13 protein-coding genes and 1 rRNA gene are annotated in these 15,289 nt (G+C 66.2%); 2 read left to right on the top strand and 12 right to left on the bottom strand.

What is annotated here, in order from left to right:
* The 4 genes from G6R19_RS10650 to G6R19_RS10635 form a co-directional block, all read right to left on the bottom strand.
* A 16S ribosomal RNA gene (locus tag G6R19_RS10650) occupies positions 1 to 319 on the bottom strand; the annotation flags it as partial.
* 511 nt (positions 320 to 830) lie between these two features.
* The gene (gene tyrS / locus G6R19_RS10645) at positions 831 to 2,144 is read right to left on the bottom strand and encodes a tyrosine--tRNA ligase (RefSeq protein WP_163164620.1); all 1,314 of its coding nucleotides are present in this window, start codon (positions 2,142 to 2,144) and stop codon (positions 831 to 833) included.
* A gap of 91 nt (positions 2,145 to 2,235) precedes the next feature.
* Complete coding sequence (locus G6R19_RS10640) at positions 2,236 to 4,464, bottom strand: AAA family ATPase (RefSeq protein ID WP_163164618.1); 2,229 nt, start codon at positions 4,462 to 4,464, stop codon at positions 2,236 to 2,238.
* Positions 4,465 to 4,516: 52 nt separating this feature from the next.
* Positions 4,517 to 5,179 (bottom strand): DNA-3-methyladenine glycosylase, encoded by a 663-nt coding sequence (locus G6R19_RS10635; protein ID WP_163164616.1) that lies wholly within the window; start codon positions 5,177 to 5,179, stop codon positions 4,517 to 4,519.
* 114 nt (positions 5,180 to 5,293) lie between these two features.
* On the opposite strand from G6R19_RS10635, the gene G6R19_RS10630 reads away from it, so the two are divergent.
* Together G6R19_RS10630 and G6R19_RS10625 are read left to right on the top strand one after the other, a co-directional pair.
* Entirely contained in the window at positions 5,294 to 6,841 is a 1,548-nt protein-coding gene (locus tag G6R19_RS10630; protein WP_163164614.1) for an AlkA N-terminal domain-containing protein, read from the top strand.
* The gene (locus G6R19_RS10625) at positions 6,838 to 7,332 is read left to right on the top strand and encodes a methylated-DNA--[protein]-cysteine S-methyltransferase (protein WP_163164612.1); all 495 of its coding nucleotides are present in this window, start codon (positions 6,838 to 6,840) and stop codon (positions 7,330 to 7,332) included. The genes G6R19_RS10630 and G6R19_RS10625 overlap by 4 nt, the downstream gene beginning before the upstream one ends.
* Positions 7,333 to 7,349: 17 nt before the next feature.
* Here the strand turns inward: G6R19_RS10625 and G6R19_RS10620 are convergent, their stop codons facing one another.
* The 8 genes from G6R19_RS10620 to argB all read right to left on the bottom strand — a co-directional run bounded on the left by G6R19_RS10620 (position 7,350) and on the right by argB (position 15,275).
* Positions 7,350 to 8,117 (bottom strand): maleylpyruvate isomerase family mycothiol-dependent enzyme, encoded by a 768-nt coding sequence (locus G6R19_RS10620; protein WP_163164610.1) that lies wholly within the window; start codon positions 8,115 to 8,117, stop codon positions 7,350 to 7,352.
* Positions 8,118 to 8,127: 10 nt separating this feature from the next.
* Complete coding sequence (locus tag G6R19_RS10615; protein ID WP_163164608.1) at positions 8,128 to 8,664, bottom strand: pyridoxamine 5'-phosphate oxidase family protein; 537 nt, start codon at positions 8,662 to 8,664, stop codon at positions 8,128 to 8,130.
* A 141-nt stretch (positions 8,665 to 8,805) separates the two neighbouring features.
* On the bottom strand, positions 8,806 to 10,245 hold the full coding sequence (gene argH / locus G6R19_RS10610; protein ID WP_163164606.1) for an argininosuccinate lyase: 1,440 nt from the start codon (positions 10,243 to 10,245) through the stop codon (positions 8,806 to 8,808).
* Positions 10,246 to 10,250: 5 nt separating this feature from the next.
* The gene (locus tag G6R19_RS10605; RefSeq protein ID WP_163164604.1) at positions 10,251 to 11,456 is read right to left on the bottom strand and encodes an argininosuccinate synthase; all 1,206 of its coding nucleotides are present in this window, start codon (positions 11,454 to 11,456) and stop codon (positions 10,251 to 10,253) included.
* A 45-nt stretch (positions 11,457 to 11,501) separates the two neighbouring features.
* The gene (locus G6R19_RS10600; RefSeq protein WP_163164602.1) at positions 11,502 to 12,032 is read right to left on the bottom strand and encodes an arginine repressor; all 531 of its coding nucleotides are present in this window, start codon (positions 12,030 to 12,032) and stop codon (positions 11,502 to 11,504) included.
* Positions 12,032 to 13,066 (bottom strand): ornithine carbamoyltransferase, encoded by a 1,035-nt coding sequence (gene argF, locus G6R19_RS10595; RefSeq protein WP_163164600.1) that lies wholly within the window; start codon positions 13,064 to 13,066, stop codon positions 12,032 to 12,034. The genes G6R19_RS10600 and argF overlap by 1 nt, the downstream gene beginning before the upstream one ends.
* The gene (locus tag G6R19_RS10590; RefSeq protein ID WP_163164599.1) at positions 13,063 to 14,316 is read right to left on the bottom strand and encodes an acetylornithine transaminase; all 1,254 of its coding nucleotides are present in this window, start codon (positions 14,314 to 14,316) and stop codon (positions 13,063 to 13,065) included. The genes argF and G6R19_RS10590 overlap by 4 nt, the downstream gene beginning before the upstream one ends.
* Positions 14,313 to 15,275: an acetylglutamate kinase gene (gene argB / locus G6R19_RS10585; protein WP_163164597.1), complete on the bottom strand. Its 963-nt coding sequence runs from the start codon at positions 15,273 to 15,275 to the stop codon at positions 14,313 to 14,315. The genes G6R19_RS10590 and argB overlap by 4 nt, the downstream gene beginning before the upstream one ends.
* Positions 15,276 to 15,289 lie beyond the last annotated feature (14 nt).

Below are 15,289 nucleotides of genomic sequence, written 5' to 3'. Positions count from 1 at the left end.
GTCCCAGTGTGGCCGGTCACCCTCTCAGGCCGGCTACCCGTCGTCGCCTTGGTAAGCCATTACCTCACCAACAAGCTGATAGGCCGCGAGTCCATCCAAAACCACAAAAAGCTTTCCACCCCCCACCATGCGATGAGGAGTCATATCCGGTATTAGACCCAGTTTCCCAGGCTTATCCCAGAGTTAAGGGCAGGTTACTCACGTGTTACTCACCCGTTCGCCACTAATCCCCGGCGCAAGCACCGGATCATCGTTCGACTTGCATGTGTTAAGCACGCCGCCAGCGTTCATCCTGAGCCAGGATCAAACTCTCCGTTGAAGTAAAACAAAAACAGAAACCACCAGGAAACCACGGGAAAACGCGGCAACCAGACAGCAAAAATTTGAAACCAGCTGTAAAAACCAGACCACCCACAGGGGCGGGCAGCCCGGCAAATTCAACCAATTCATAAAACAAATCGGTATCAACAAACTTGGCACACTATTGAGTTCTCAAACAACAGACACATTCGAATATTCCCGAAACAATTCACTCAGTGAATTTCTATTTCGTATTTCTTCGCTGCGATGTTTCAATGCTATTTCATTCATTTTCACTTTGCAAATCCGGTTGTTTTCCCGGAATTCACTCGGTGGAATCAATCCGCCCATCATAAAGTGAAGCATTTCTTCAGGCCGGCGCTTTCGCACACAGTGAAGTTGCTTCACTTTTTGTTGGGGGTCGGTCGCTATTTTTCCGCTTCAGCGGCGGCGACTCAAATGACATTACACGCTCCCCCGCGGCCGTGCAAATCGGCTGCGGAAGAGCGTGCAAAGTGTCCCGCGATGGGCTAGGGAACCAGTACTTCCACCGTGGCGAGGTTCTTCTTTCCGCGGCGCAGGAGCAGGTACTGCCCGTGCAACAGCTCCGATTCCGGGATCACCGCTTCAGGATCGGATACCTTCTCGTTGTTAACGTATGCCCCGCCTTCGCCAACAGTGCGGCGGGCGGCGGATTTGCTTTCCGAAAGTCCGGAGGCAACCAACAGGTCAACAATTCCCATGGCATCCACCTGCACGGTGGCAGAAGGAAGTTCGGATGTGGCCGCTTGCAGCGTCGGCTTGTCCAGCGCCGCCAGGTCACCGTTGCCGAAGAGCGCAGCCGAAGCCGCGATGACCTTCTCGGTGGCCTCCACTCCATGGACAAGGGACGTCACTTCGAAGGCAAGCTTCCGCTGGCCCTCGCGGGCAAACGGGCGTTCGGCAACTGCCGTTGCGATCTCCTCAATTTCGGCCCGGCTAAGGAAGGTAAACACCTTCAACCGGTCCACCACATCGGCATCGGCTGTGTTGAGCCAGAACTGGTAGAAGGCGTACGGGCTGCACATGCCGGCGTCGAGCCAGATGGCGTTGCCCTCGCTCTTCCCGAACTTGGTCCCGTCCGAGTTGGTGATCAAGGGCGTACCCAGGGCGTGGACGCTCTTGCCCTCCACCTTGCGGATCAGTTCGGTCCCACTGGTGAGGTTGCCCCACTGGTCCGAACCGCCGGTCTGGAGCATGCAGCCGTAATCACGGCACAGCTGGAGGTAGTCCATGCCCTGCAGGATCTGGTAGCTGAACTCCGTGTAGCTGATGCCCTCGTCCGAGTTCAGCCGGGAAGCCACAGCGTCCTTGCGCAGCATGGTGCCAACACGGAAGTGCTTGCCCACCTCACGCAGGAAGTCGATGGCACTTAATGGTGCAGTCCAGTCAAGGTTGTTGACCATCTGCGCTGCATTGTCGCCCTCAAAGCTGAGGAACCGGCGGACCTGGGCCTGAAGGTATCCCACCCATTCCGCAACGGTGTCCTTGGTGTTCAAGGTGCGCTCGGCTGTGGGTCGGGGGTCACCGATCATGCCGGTGGAACCACCCACCAGTCCGAGGGGCTTGTGACCGGCAAGCTGCAGCCGCCGCATCACGAGCAGCTGGACCAGGTTGCCCAGGTGCAGGCTCGGCGCGGTGGGATCGAAGCCGCAATAGTACGTGACCGGCCCGCCGGCGAGGAGCTTTTCCAGCTCTGCTTCGTCCGTGGAGACGTGGACCAGTCCACGCCACTTCAGTTCCTGCCAGATATTGGCGAAAGTGGGGTCGTTCTGCTGCGATTCGAGGCTGTTGAGTTCTGACACGCCTTCTAAGTTAGCAGTATTACCCCGCACCGGCGCCGGGTGGACGGAACCGGCGCCGGCCCCTGAACGGGCCGGCACCAATCGAGGAAGCTCAGCGCTTGATGCCTGCCGGCACGGGATCCGAAGCAATGAGCCGCAGGCGCTGGGTGGCGCGCGTCATGGCAACGTACAGATCCCCCACCTTGCCGTGCTCATGGTTCAGCATGGTGGCGGGCTCCAGCACCACCACGCCGTCGAACTCCAGGCCCTTGGCCTCGCGCGGGCTGATGACCACGATGTCCTGCTCATAGCTGCCGGCACCGTTGCCAATGCGGCGGCCGTACTCGGCGCGCAGGGCGGCGGCAGCCTCCGGCAACAGGGGGCCATCCGCGATAACGGCCAGCAGGCCGCCGTCGAGCGCTTCCAACTCCTCCGGCAGAACTTCCACCAGGCGGCTGACCACCTGTCCCGGATCCACCTCGTCGATGACGGGCGACCAGCGCCCCTCCCGCACGGCCTTGGGTGCGGAGACTACGAGTCCGGCCGCGTTGGCCATCCGCACAGCCGCTTCTGCAATCTGTGACGGGGTGCGGTAGTTGACTGTCAACTCCTCCAGCTGCCAGCGGTCGCCGAACATCGGGGCAAGCGCGCCCTGCCATGAATTGGCACCCGCCACCGAGCTCGTCTGCGCGATGTCACCAACAATCGTGAAGGACTTCAGGGGGCAACGGCGGACCAGCAGGCGCCACTGCATGGGCGAGAGCTCCTGCGCCTCGTCCACCACAATGTGGCCAAAGGCCCAGGTGCGGTCGCTGGTGGCACGCTCGGCAGCGGTCAGCCGCGCTTCCTGTTCCTGGTTTTGCTCGGCCAGCTCCTCGGCGGACATCAGGGGATCCACGCCGGCAGCCTCCATGTTCACCAGGGTCTGCTTGGCGTTGGCAAGGTCGCGGGCCCTGTCGTGCTCCTGCTGCGCGAGGCCGCGCCCGGCTGCCGGGTCCAGCTCACCGAGCAGTTCGGCAGCTTCGTCCAGCAGGGGCACATCGGACTCGGTCCAGGGGGCGTCGGCGGGACGCTGCAGCAGTGCCCGCTCAGCCGCAGACAGGTGGGGGGTGCAGAATTCAAGCACCGCCGGCTTGCTGAACAGCTCCGAGATCAGCTTTTCGGGCGTCATGGGCATCCAGCAGAGGTTGAGGGCGATCCGCACATCACGGGCGGTGCGGACATCCTCGGCAAGGTAGGAGCGGTCAGCGTTGTTGCCGATGTTCCCGGCTTCCACCAGCTCGGTCATCTGTTCTGTGAGTTCGCGCAGCAGGATCTTGACGAATGTCACCCGGGCCTCGTTGTGCGGCTTGCCGGTGGAACGGGCACGCTCGCGGGCACGCCGGACTTGGCGCGGCGTCAGCACGAGCTTGCGGCCGTCCACTTCCAGGATCCGGTCTTCAGCGGGAATCCGTTGCCGGTTGGCCACGGCGTTGGCCACCACGGCAGCCATGTCCAGGCGGCCTTTGATGGCGGCAACGTCGGCGTCGGGTTCCGGCACGGCGTTGATGCCGGGCATCAGCCGGCCCACGCTGGCCATCACGACGCCGGTCTCCCCCAGGGAGGGCAGCACCCGTTCGATGTACTTCATAAAGGACGACGACGGGCCCACCAGCAGCACGCCCGCGGACTTGAGCCGGTCCCGGTGGGTGTAGAGCAGGTAGGCGGCCCGGTGCAGTGCCACGGCCGTCTTGCCGGTGCCGGGCCCGCCCTGCACCACCACGGCGCCCGAGATGGAGGACCGGATGATTCGGTCCTGTTCGGACTGGATGGTGCTGACGATGTCCGACATCCGGCCCGTGCGCCGGGAATTCAGCGCGGCCAGCAGGGCGCCCTCGCCCTGCAGCGATTCGTTGTCCGCCAGCATGTCCGCGTCCAGGACATCGTCCTCGATGGCCTTGACCTCCCGGCCCTGCAGGATCAGGTGGCGGCGGCGGCGGACGCCCTGCCGGTCGAAGGCCGTTGCCTGGTAGAAGTGCCCGGCTTCGGGCGCGCGCCAGTCAACCATCAGCCGCTGCAGGTCCTCAGTGGTGAGGCCGATGCGTCCGATGTACTGCGCTTCCCCGGAGTCAAGGTCCAGGCGGCCAAAGACCAGCCGGTCATCCACGGCATCCAGCTGAGCCAGGCGGTCCTCGTACAGAGCCGCGAAAGCGTCGCGCTCGGAAACGTTCTGCATGGTGCCCACAGCCCCTGCCCTGCGGACCTGCGCAAGCTGCTTGCGCTTTTCCTCGCGGAGCTCCTCCAGCCGGGCATACAGGCCGGCAACATAGTCCCGTTCGTGGGCCAAATCGGCGTCGAGCATTTAACGTTCCCCTATCGCAAAAGACAGACCGTCCATTCTACAACCATTTCCGTTAACGCTGGCGAAACGGTGCCGGCCTCGGCTTGGCCGCCTTGTACTTGGAGACAGTAGGGTCCCCGGTGATCCAGAAACGCCAGGCGTATTGCTCGGATCCGCCAACACCGGAAACCCCCACCCGCGGACCGGAACTGACCTCCGTAACCGGCCTATCGGGGAGCGACAGCGCAAAAGGGGGCGTCAAAGCGTCGCGGCCGCTGTACGCGGTTGTCAGGCCCAGGGCCTTGGCCAGCCGGGCCGGGCCGCTTGCCAAGTCGGCAGGATTTTTCGATGTGGGCCGGCGGTGCTGTGCGAGCTCCAGGCCCTCCACGATCTCCCCCGCACGCAGCAGCAAAGCGGAAGCCACACCGGCCGGGCCGCACACGATGTTCGTGCAGTGGTGCATCCCATAGGTGAAGTAAACGTACAGGTGCCCGGCGGGGCCGAACATCGGGGCGTTCCGTGGCGTGGGGCCGCGGTATGTGTGTGAGCCGGGATCGGGGTGCAGGGAATCCTCGGGCCCCAGGTAGGCCTCCACTTCGGTGAGCCTGACGGACACCCGTCCCTCCCTCGAATCATGGGTCAGGACAGCCCCCAGCAGCATCGGTGCCAGGGTGCGGGCATCGCCCGAGAGGAATTCCCGCAGCGGTTCCCGGGCCTGCGAGGGACTTCTGCTCATGGCCAGACTCTATCCAAAACCGGCAGCAATACCTGACGCAACGCCAAAAAGGCGCCCCACGGCCATGTCCGATTTCCGCTAGCCCGCCTCCTCCACTGCTGGCAGGATGGAGGAATGGACTTCTGGCAGCGCTACCGGGCAATAGACGCCCGGGACACCCGGTTCGACGGGCAGTTCTACACTGCCGTGCGGACCACCGGCATCTACTGCCGCCCGTCGTGCCCGGCCAGGACTCCCAAGGCTGCGAACGTCACCTTTTACGAGACCTCAGCAGCGGCCCACGACGCCGGCTACCGGGCCTGTAAACGCTGCCTGCCTGAGGCTGTGCCTGGAACGCCTGCCTGGAACGTGCGGCAAGACATCGCGGGGCGTGCTATGCGCCTGATCAATGACGGCGTGGTGAACCGGGACGGCGTTGATGGCCTGGCCGCCCGCCTTGGCTATTCCTCCCGACAGCTGAACAGGATCCTCAGCCAGGAACTGGGCGCCGGGCCCCTGTCGCTCGCCCGGGCCGGCCGCGCCCAGACGGCACGCACGCTGCTCGTATCCACTTCCATGAAGCTCGCTGACGTCGCCTTCGCGGCAGGCTTCAGCAGCGTCCGCCAGTTCAACGAGACCATGGTGGAGGTCTTCGACCTGACCCCCAGCGCGCTCCGCGCCGCCAGGCATCCGAAAGCCCCCGCCGGCTCTACCGCCCTCACCCTCAGCCTCCCCTACCGCGAGCCCTTCGACCCCGGCGTTTTCACTTTCCTGGCGGTCCGTGCCCTCCCGGGGATCGAGGCCGGAACCCCAACCTCGTACGCCCGCACGCTGCGGCTTCCCCAGGGCGACGCGCGCTTCAGGGTCGAGTACGACGCCGGCACCCCCGGACGGCCGCTGACCCTCACCATTGGTGCGGTGGACCTTCGGGACCTTCCGGCCCTGTTGAGCCGCGTCCGGCGGCTGTTCGATCTGGATGCGGATCCGGTGGCCATCGACGGCGCACTGGCGGAAGACCCCAGGCTGGCCGCTGCAGTGGCCGGCACTCCCGGCATCAGGATGCCCGGAGCGCTGGACCCGGCCGAAATGCTGATCAGGGCCATGGTCGGCCAGCAGATCACCGTGGCTGCCGCGCGGACCGCCCTGACCCAGCTTGCCGCCGTCGGAAGCTCAAGCCGAAGCCCGGGCGAGGGCCTGGACCGGATGTTTCCCACCCCCGCCGAAATCACCGCCGACGGCTGCGCACTTCTGCGGAGCCCCCGGAAACGCATTGAGGCCCTCCGCGCCGCAGCTTCCGCCCTGGCGGATGGCACCCTCGACTTTGGCTATGGCGACGACGTGGCAAGCTTAGGGGCGAAGCTGCTGCCCCTTGCCGGTGTGGGACCCTGGACGGTTGGCTACCTCGCTATGCGTGTCCTCGGTGCGCCGGACGTCTTCCTTGGCAATGACGCGGCCGTGCGGAACGGGATAAAAGCCTTGGACCAGCCTCAGGATTACCTCGGGGGTGGCTCCGGAGGGGCCGGGACTTCCAGCCCGGATTTCCGCGAAGTCAGCCCGTGGCGCTCCTACGCCACCATGCACCTGTGGCGTGCAGCAGCCCATTCCGCCGCCGGCGCGCGTCATGCCACAAGGACGGATGCTCCCACAGCGGGCAGCAGAACACCAGAGAAAGCGATCCGATGAAGGCCCAGTTGCTTCAGATGTCCACTCCGGACGGCCCGTTTACCATCCTTGCCCAGGACGGGGTGGTCCTCTCCAGCGGCTGGACCGAAAAGCCCGGCGACCTGACCGGGCAGATCCATCCGACCCTGCGGCCCGCCACCCTGGAACTGGTCAGCGACCTTGGGGAGATCTCCGCCGCCGTCGAAGCCTTTTACGCCGGGGATCCGGCACCGGCGATGCGGGTCCCCGTTCGGCAAATGTCCGGGCCGTTCCGGGTCCACGCCTGGGACGTGCTGCGCCTGGTCCGGCCGGGATCCCCCGTGACGTACACCGAGTACGCCGGGCTGGCCGGGAATCCCAAGGCTGCCAGGGCGGCTGCCAGCGCCTGCGCCTTCAATGCGGCAGCCCTGTTTGTTCCCTGCCACCGGGTCATCAGGACCGACGGTTCACTGGGCGGATTCCGCTGGGGACTGCCCATCAAGAAGAGCCTGCTGGCCCGCGAAGCCGCCTGATCCTGTTTGGGAGACGGTTAGTCCTGCTTCGGAGTTGGGGTTCCGGCAGGCCATGGCAGCAAGGCCGGCAGGTCCACGCCGTCGGCCGCCGCGGAAGCCCTCAGGCTGCCCAGCGTGGGTTCGCGCCCTGCCAGCCACGCCGCAATATCCGTGATCATCCCGCTGATCACGGTGGATCTGGTGCCGCTGCCGATGCTCACGGGCGGAAGGCCCAGTGGTTGTAGCACCAGTTTGTCGTCGGGCTGGACGCGGGCCGCGAGGAAGTCGAACAGGTGCTCGCAGAACTGCCGGCTCCAGGTTTCCGGTCCCCTGCCCGTGAGCAGGTCGGAGGTGTGGATGACGAGTTCGCGCCAGAGCGCCAGGCCGCCGTCCAGGACAACTCCCCCGCGGTAGGTGATGGGTGCGTACCAGCCCGTGCGGTGGGCGGACGAATCCTTGATGCCGGGCAGCGCATCAAAAGTTTTGATGGCCCGTTCGAGGGCCGCGGTCAGGTCCGCGAGGTGGGTGGCCGCATCGTGCCCGGCGGCCATGTCGATGGCCTTGTTCCGGCCGTCCATGCCGCCGTCGTACAGCTCAATGGTTTCGCCGCGCGCCGCGTACTCGAGCTGCCTGGCCATGGCGTTGGAGATGCCGGTCAGGTGGGCCAGCACGTGGCCCCGCGTCCAGCCGGGCAGGGCGGACGGAGCCTTCACGTCCTCGTCACTGAGCTTGGCGACATCGGAGGCAAGGTCTTCAGCGGCCTTGTGGAGCCCGGCGAGCAGGACTTCGGGTGCGGGAGCTGTCATGGCGCCCATCCTAGCGCCGGGTAAGGCCGTCAGGCCCGAGGCGGTGCCGAACGTGCTCGCCGTCGTTGCTGGCCTGCCAGAATTCATACTCGGCGGGCTGGACTGCGTAGAGCTGCCAGTTCGGGTTGCTGCTGCCGTCCGCCCGCGGCCGTTCCGCCCAATCCCGCGCCGATGCCTCGGCCGACAGTTCAACCACGGGTCCTGCAACCCTGACTTGCCGGCCCAGCGAGGGCCAGTAGAAGTTGAGGGCGGCGTGGGGGTTTGCGCTGAGCTCTTTTCCCTTGCGTGAGGTGCGGGACGTGGCAAAATGCCAGCCGTCGTCGTCGATGTTCTTCAGGATCAGCATCCTCGACGACGGCCGGCCGCTGCCGTCCACGGTGGCAAGGCTGCAGGCGTGTGGCTGGCGTTCCCCCGCGGCCAGGGCCTCGTCCAGCCACTGCCGGAAGAGTTCCCCGGGGTCTGCCGGGGCGCTGGCGGGGTCAAAACCGGGCAGGACGGCCGGGAAGTCGGGCAGCGCGCGGAGTTGCTTGCGGAACGAGTCACTCATGGCGCCATGGTAGCGGCCAGTCCTCGGCGCCAACACCCGACGCTCTCTCACTTAATGGGCATAAACCGGCAACGCTCTCTCACTTTCCCGAAGAAAGTGAGAGAGCGTTGGCCAGAAAGCCGCGTTAACTGAGAGAGCGTTTCAGGCTGCGTACTCCCGCACGCCTGCAAGCGCAGCTTCCAGCGCCACCAGCTGGCGTTCGACGGCGGCCGGGGCCGTACCACCCTGGGAGTTGCGGCTGTTGAGGGAGCCCTCCGTGGACAGGACCGTGCGCACCTCCGGCGTGAGGTGGCCGGAGATGGCTGCGTATTCCTCATCCGTCAGGTCCCACAGCTCTACGCCGCGGGATTCAGCCTGTTTGACGGCCGCACCGGAGAGTTCGTGCGCCTCGCGGAACGGAACGCCCTGCCGGACCAGCCATTCGGCAATGTCCGTGGCCAGCGCGAAGCCCTGCGGAGCCAGCGATTCCATCCGTTCAGTGTTGAACTTCAGGGTGGCGATCATGCCGGAGACGGCCGGAAGCAGCAGTTCCAGGGTGTCGGCGGCATCAAACACCGGTTCCTTGTCTTCCTGGAGGTCGCGGTTGTACGCCAGCGGCAGGCCCTTGAGCGTCGCCAGCAGCCCGGTCAGGTTGCCGATCAGGCGCCCTGCCTTGCCGCGGGCCAGTTCCGCCACGTCCGGGTTCTTCTTCTGCGGCATGATGGACGAACCGGTGGAGTAGGAATCGTGCAGCGTGATGAAGGAGAACTCCTTGGTGGCCCAGAGGATGACCTCCTCGGACACCCGCGAAAGGTCCACGCCGATCATCGAACACACCCAGGCGAACTCGGCGAAGACGTCGCGGGAAGCGGTGCCGTCGATCGAGTTGTGCGATGCGGAAAAGAACCCAAGATCGGCCGCCACTGCTTCCGGGTCCAGCCCGAGCGATGACCCCGCGAGGGCGCCGGACCCGTACGGGGAGACGCCGGCGCGCTTGTCCCAGTCCTGGAGCCGCTGCACGTCGCGCAGCAGCGCCCAGGCGTGGGCCAGGAGGTGGTGGCTGAGCAGCACGGGCTGGGCGTGCTGCAGGTGCGTCCGTCCCGGCATGGCCACGCCGTGGTGGGCCTTGGCCTGCTCCACGAGCGCATCCACGGTGTCCAGGACGCCGCGGGCGATGATCCGGGCGTGGTCGCGCAGGAACATCCGCCCCAGCGTGGCCACCTGGTCGTTGCGGGAACGGCCGGCGCGGAGCTTGCCGCCCAGCTGGGTTCCGGCACGCTCGATCAGGCCGCGCTCGAGTGAGCCGTGGACGTCCTCATCGGACTCAGCCGGCAGGTAGGCGCCGGAAGCAACGTCCTCGTCCAGCCGGGTGAGGGCTGAGAGCATGCCTTCCAGCTCGGCGTCGTCCAGCAGGCCGGCCTTGTGCAGAACACGCGCGTGCGCCATGGAACCGGCGATGTCATAGCGTGCGAGCCGCCAGTCGAAGTGCGTGGACTTGCTCAGCGCGGCCAGGGCATCGGCAGGGCCGCCGGCGAACCGGCCGCCCCACAGCGCGCCTGTGTTTGTAGCCTCAGCCTTTTGGGTTTCGACAGGGTCAGCCACAGGGGCTACTTTCCTGCGACGCGGATGTCGCGGCCGGAGGCAACCTTGGCGGACATGCCCCACAGCTCGATGAAGCCCTTGGCCATGGACTGGTCGAAGGTGTCGCCGGTGTCGTAGGTGGCGAGGTTGAAGTCGTAGAGCGACGTGTCGGAGCGGCGTCCGTTGACGATGGCCTGGCCGCCGTGCAGGGTCATGCGGATGTCGCCGGAGACGTACTTCTGGGTGTCCTCGATGAAGGCGTCCAGGGAGCGCTTCAGCGGGGAGAACCACTGGCCGTCGTAGACCAGCTCTGACCAGCGCTGGCCAACGGTGGCCTTGAAGCGGGCCTGCTCGCGCTCAACGGTGATGTCCTCCAGGTGCTTGTGGGCCGTGATCAGCGCCATGGCGCCCGGGGCTTCGTAGATTTCGCGGGACTTGATGCCCACGAGGCGGTCCTCGACGACGTCGATGCGGCCCACGCCCTGTGCACCGGCACGGCGGTTGAGTTCCTTGATGGCCTGCAGCGGGGTGACCTTCACGCCGTCAATCGCTACCGGCACGCCGGCCTCGAAGGAGATGGTGACCTCATCCGGTGCCGGCGGGAACTCCGGGGTGGCGGTGTAGTCGTAGATGTCCTTGGTGGGAGCGTTCCAGATGTCCTCGAGGTAGCCGGTCTCCACCGCACGGCCCCAGACGTTCTGGTCGATCGAGTACGGGTTCTTTTTGGTGGTCTCGATCGGCAGGCCCTTTTCCTCGGCGAAGGCGATGGCCTTGTCACGGGTAAGGGCGAGGTCGCGGACGGGGGCGATGCACTTCAGGTCCGGGCCGAGGGTCTGGATGCCCACTTCGAAGCGGACCTGGTCGTTGCCCTTGCCGGTGCAGCCGTGGGCAACGGTGGTGGCGCCGAATTCGCGGGCCGCCTTGACGAGGTGCTTGACGATGACGGGGCGGGAGATGGCGGAAACCAGCGGGTAGTGGCCCTGGTACAGGCCGTTGGCCTTCAGCGTGGGCATGCAGTACTCGTTGGCGAACTCGTCGGAGGCGTCGGCCACGTAGGCTTCGACGGCGCCGCAGCCCAGGGCACGCTGGCGGATGGTTTCCAGGGACTCGCCGCCCTGTCCGACGTCGACCGCCACGGCGATGACCTCGGCGCCGGTGGCTTCACCGATCCAGCCGATGGCTACTGAGGTGTCCAGGCCGCCGGAGTAGGCCAGCACGATGCGTTCAGTCACGGAGATGCTCCTTGTTTTTGGGGTTTGTAGATGTTGTCTTCAAGCTTATTGCCCGGCTTCTTCAGCCAGCTGCAGGAACCTGGCGGCGAGGTCCTGGCCGCCCTGCGGGTCGCGGGAGACGAGCAGCACGGTGTCGTCCCCGGCGATGGTCCCCAGGATGGACGGCATCACCGAGTGGTCGATCGCCAGCGCCAGGAAGTTGGCGGCGCCCGGCGGTGTGCGGAGCACGGCGATGTTGGCCGAGGCCTCTGCGGTGACCAGGAGTTCGCTGCAGAGCCGCGCCAGCCGGGCGTCCAGGATTTCCTGGCTCACCCCGCTCTTGGCCGCCCGCTCCCCGCCCTCGCCCGGGACGGCGTACACCAGCACGCCCTCCTTGCCGCGGACCCGGACCGCGCCGAGTTCAACGAGGTCCCGGGACAGCGTCGCCTGGGTGACCTGCACGCCGTCGTCCGCCAGCAGGGCCGCCAGCTCCGCCTGGGAACGCACGGACTCCCCCGTCAGGATGGCGGTGATCCGCGCCTGGCGGGCGGTTTTGGTGGCCGGGCTGGAGCCCGGCACCGACGGTTGGGCGGACACTAGAACGTGCTCTCCCCGGTGCCTTCAACGGGGGAAAGACCGTCGACGAATGCCAGGCCGGAGCGGTGCATCAGCCAGGCCATCAGGGCCTTCTGGGCGTGTAACCGGTTTTCGGCCTCGTCCCAGACGATGGACTGCGGCCCGTCGATGACGCCTGCGGAGATCTCGTAGCCGCGGTAGGCGGGCAGGCAGTGAAGCACGACGGCGTCTTCCGCAGCCTGTGCCATGGCTGCCTCGTCCACGGAGTACTCCCGGAACAACTGCAGCCGGGCTTCCTTTTCCGCTTCCTGGCCCATGGACACCCACGTGTCCGTAGCGACGACGTCGGCGCCCTTCAGGGCTGCCGCGGCGTCCGTGGTGACCAGCACCGAGCCGCCGGTCTCCGCGGCCCGCTCTTCGGCTTCGGCCACGATGTCTGCAGCCGGGAGGTAGCCCTCGGGGCCGGCAATGCGGACGTGCATACCTGCCGTCACGCCTGCCAACAGGTACGAATTGGCCATGTTGTTGGCGGCATCGCCCAGGTAGCTCATGGTGAGGCCCTTGAGGTCGCCCTTATGCTCCTTCACGGCCAGCAGGTCCGCGAGCAACTGGCACGGGTGGTAGTCGTCGCACAGCGCATTGATCACGGGGACGCTGGAGTTTTCGGCCATCTCCACCAGGCCGGCATGCGGCCCGGTCCGCCACACGATGGTGGACACCATCCGTTCCAGGACCTTGGCGGTGTCCTCCACGGACTCCTTGTGGCCGATCTGGGCTTCACCCGGGTTGATGATGAGGGCGTTGCCGCCCATGTCCGCGATGCCGGTGGCAAACGAGACCCGTGTCCGGGTGGACGTCTTGTCGAAAATCACGGCCACGGTCTTGCGGCTGTTGCCCTCTGCAGCGTAGGGCTGCACGCTGTAGGGCGCGGCCTTCATACGCGCGGCGAGCTCCAGGACCTCTGCCTGTTCGGCTGGGCTGAGGTCGGTGTCCTTGAGGAAGTGCCGGGTGGCGTTTTTCTCAGGGGCTGCGCTGGTGTGAACTGCAGAAGTCACTGGGCGTCCTTAGCTGTCTGGAGGATGGCCGGGAAGGCGGCCAGGAAAGAGTCCGCCTGGGCGATGGTGATGACCAGCGGCGGCGCCAGGCGGATGGTGCGGGGGCCGGGGCTGTTGACGATAAAGCCGGCGTCAAGGCCGGCCTGCACCACTGCCGGCGCAACGTCGGCGTCCAGGTCGAAACCGATCAGCAGTCCTTCGCCCCGGACCTCGGTGATGCCCGGGAGGGCGGCCAGTGAAGAGCGCAGGTGCTCCCCGACCTTTGCCACGTTGGCCAGGACCTCCTGGCTTTCGATCGCGTGCAGTGTGGCGAGGGCGGCCGCCGTCGCCACCGGGTTGCCGCCGAACGTGGTGCCGTGCTGGCCCGCAGCCAACAACGACGACGTTCCGGCACCGAAGGTGACCAGGGCACCAATGGGGAAACCGCCGCCCAGGCCCTTGGCGAGCGTGACCGCATCGGGCATGATTCCGGCGTCCTCGCTGGCCAGCCACTTGCCGGTGCGGCCGATCCCGGTCTGCACCTCGTCCAGGATCAGCAGGGCGCCCACCCGGGCGGTCAGCTCCCGCGCTGCCCGGAGATAGCCGGGGGGCAGGGGACGTACGCCCGCTTCCCCCTGGATCGGCTCCAGGAAAACTGCGGACACAGTTTCGTCAACAGCGTCCTTGAGCGCCTCGACGTCGCCGAACGGGATGTGCACCACACCGCCGGGCAGCGGCTCGAACGGCGCCCGGTAGGCTTCCTTGGCCGTCAGGGCCAGCGCGCCCATTGTGCGGCCGTGGAAGGCGCCTTCGAGGGCAATGATTTTGGTCCGTTTCGTCCCGCTGCCACCGGAATTGCGGCGGGCCAGCTTGAAGGCAGCCTCGTTGGCCTCGGTTCCGGAGTTGGTGAAGAAGACCTTGGAACCGGCGGGCGCACTGGTGAGCTCAAGGAGCTTTTCGGCCAGCGCAATCTGTGTGGGGCTGGTGAAGAAGTTGGAGACGTGGCCGAGGGTGGCCAGCTGGCTGGAGATGACCGACGTGACGAATGGGTTGGCATGGCCCAGCGCGTTGACGGCGATGCCGCCGAGCAGGTCCAGGTATTCCTTGCCGTCAGCGTCCCAGACCAGGCATCCGGCGCCGCGGACCAGGACGCGCTGCGGCGTGCCGAATACTCCCATGAGTGAGGTGGAGTAGCGGGCAAGCCACTCGGATCCGGCGTGGCCCTTGGTCTCCACCAGCTCCGTCACCGATGACTTCTCCATGGCATTCATCCGTTGATCTCCTCCTCGTCCGGGACGACCTGCGTGCCAATGCCCGCCGTCGTGAATGTTTCAAGAAGCATGGAATGTGGCAGGCGCCCGTCCACGATGTGCGCGCGTTCCACTCCCTCATCGATGGCCTTGAGGCAGGCGGCCATCTTGGGGATCATGCCCGATTCGAGCCTGGGCAGCATGTTCCGAAGCTCGGAGGCCGTGAGGGAGGAGATCAGCGAGGACTTGTCCGGCCAGTTGGCGTAGAGGCCTTCGACGTCGGTCAGGATCACCAGCTTGGAGGCGCCCAGTGCCGAGGCGACGGCCGCAGCCGCGGTGTCGGCGTTGACGTTCAGGACCTGGCCCGTGGGCTTGAAGCGTGCCGTGCCGGCCACGCCGTCTCCGCCGTCCACAATCTCGGGGGCAACCGTCGAGATCACGGGGATCCGGCCGGCCTCAAGGATGTCCACGATGCCGGCGGGGTCCACGCCCACCACTTCGCCAACCAGCCCGAGGTCAACTTCTTCGCCGTCAACCACAGTCCCGGTCCGGACGGCGCGCAGCAGGCCGCCGTCTTCGCCGGACATACCCACCGCGTAGGGGCCGTGGGAGTTGATCAAGCCCACCAGTTCGCGTCCCACCTGGCCGGTGAGGACCATGCGGACCACATCCATGGCTTCAGGGGTGGTGACGCGCAGGCCGCCCTTGAACTCGGACTCGATGCCCAGGCGACCCAGCATGGAGTTGATCTGGGGGCCGCCGCCGTGGACCACCACCGGGTGGATGCCCACGTGGTGGAGGAACACGATGTCCTCCGCAAAGGCGCGGCGGAGATCGTCGTTGACCATGGCGTTGCCGCCGTACTTGATCACCATGATGGTGCCGGCGAACCGCTGGATCCAGGGCAGGGCCTCAATCAGGGTTGCTGCCTTGTCCTGGGCGTCGGACATGCTGGTGGTTTCACGCGTCTGGGTGTTCATGCTGTCACTTTCCG

It is taken from the genome of Arthrobacter sp. Alg241-R88, assembly GCF_900537115.1.
In the GTDB taxonomy this organism is placed as follows: Bacteria; Actinomycetota; Actinomycetes; order Actinomycetales; family Micrococcaceae; genus Arthrobacter.
Note: the sequence above shows the minus strand (reverse complement) of the source record. Positions and strands in the feature narration are given on the sequence as shown.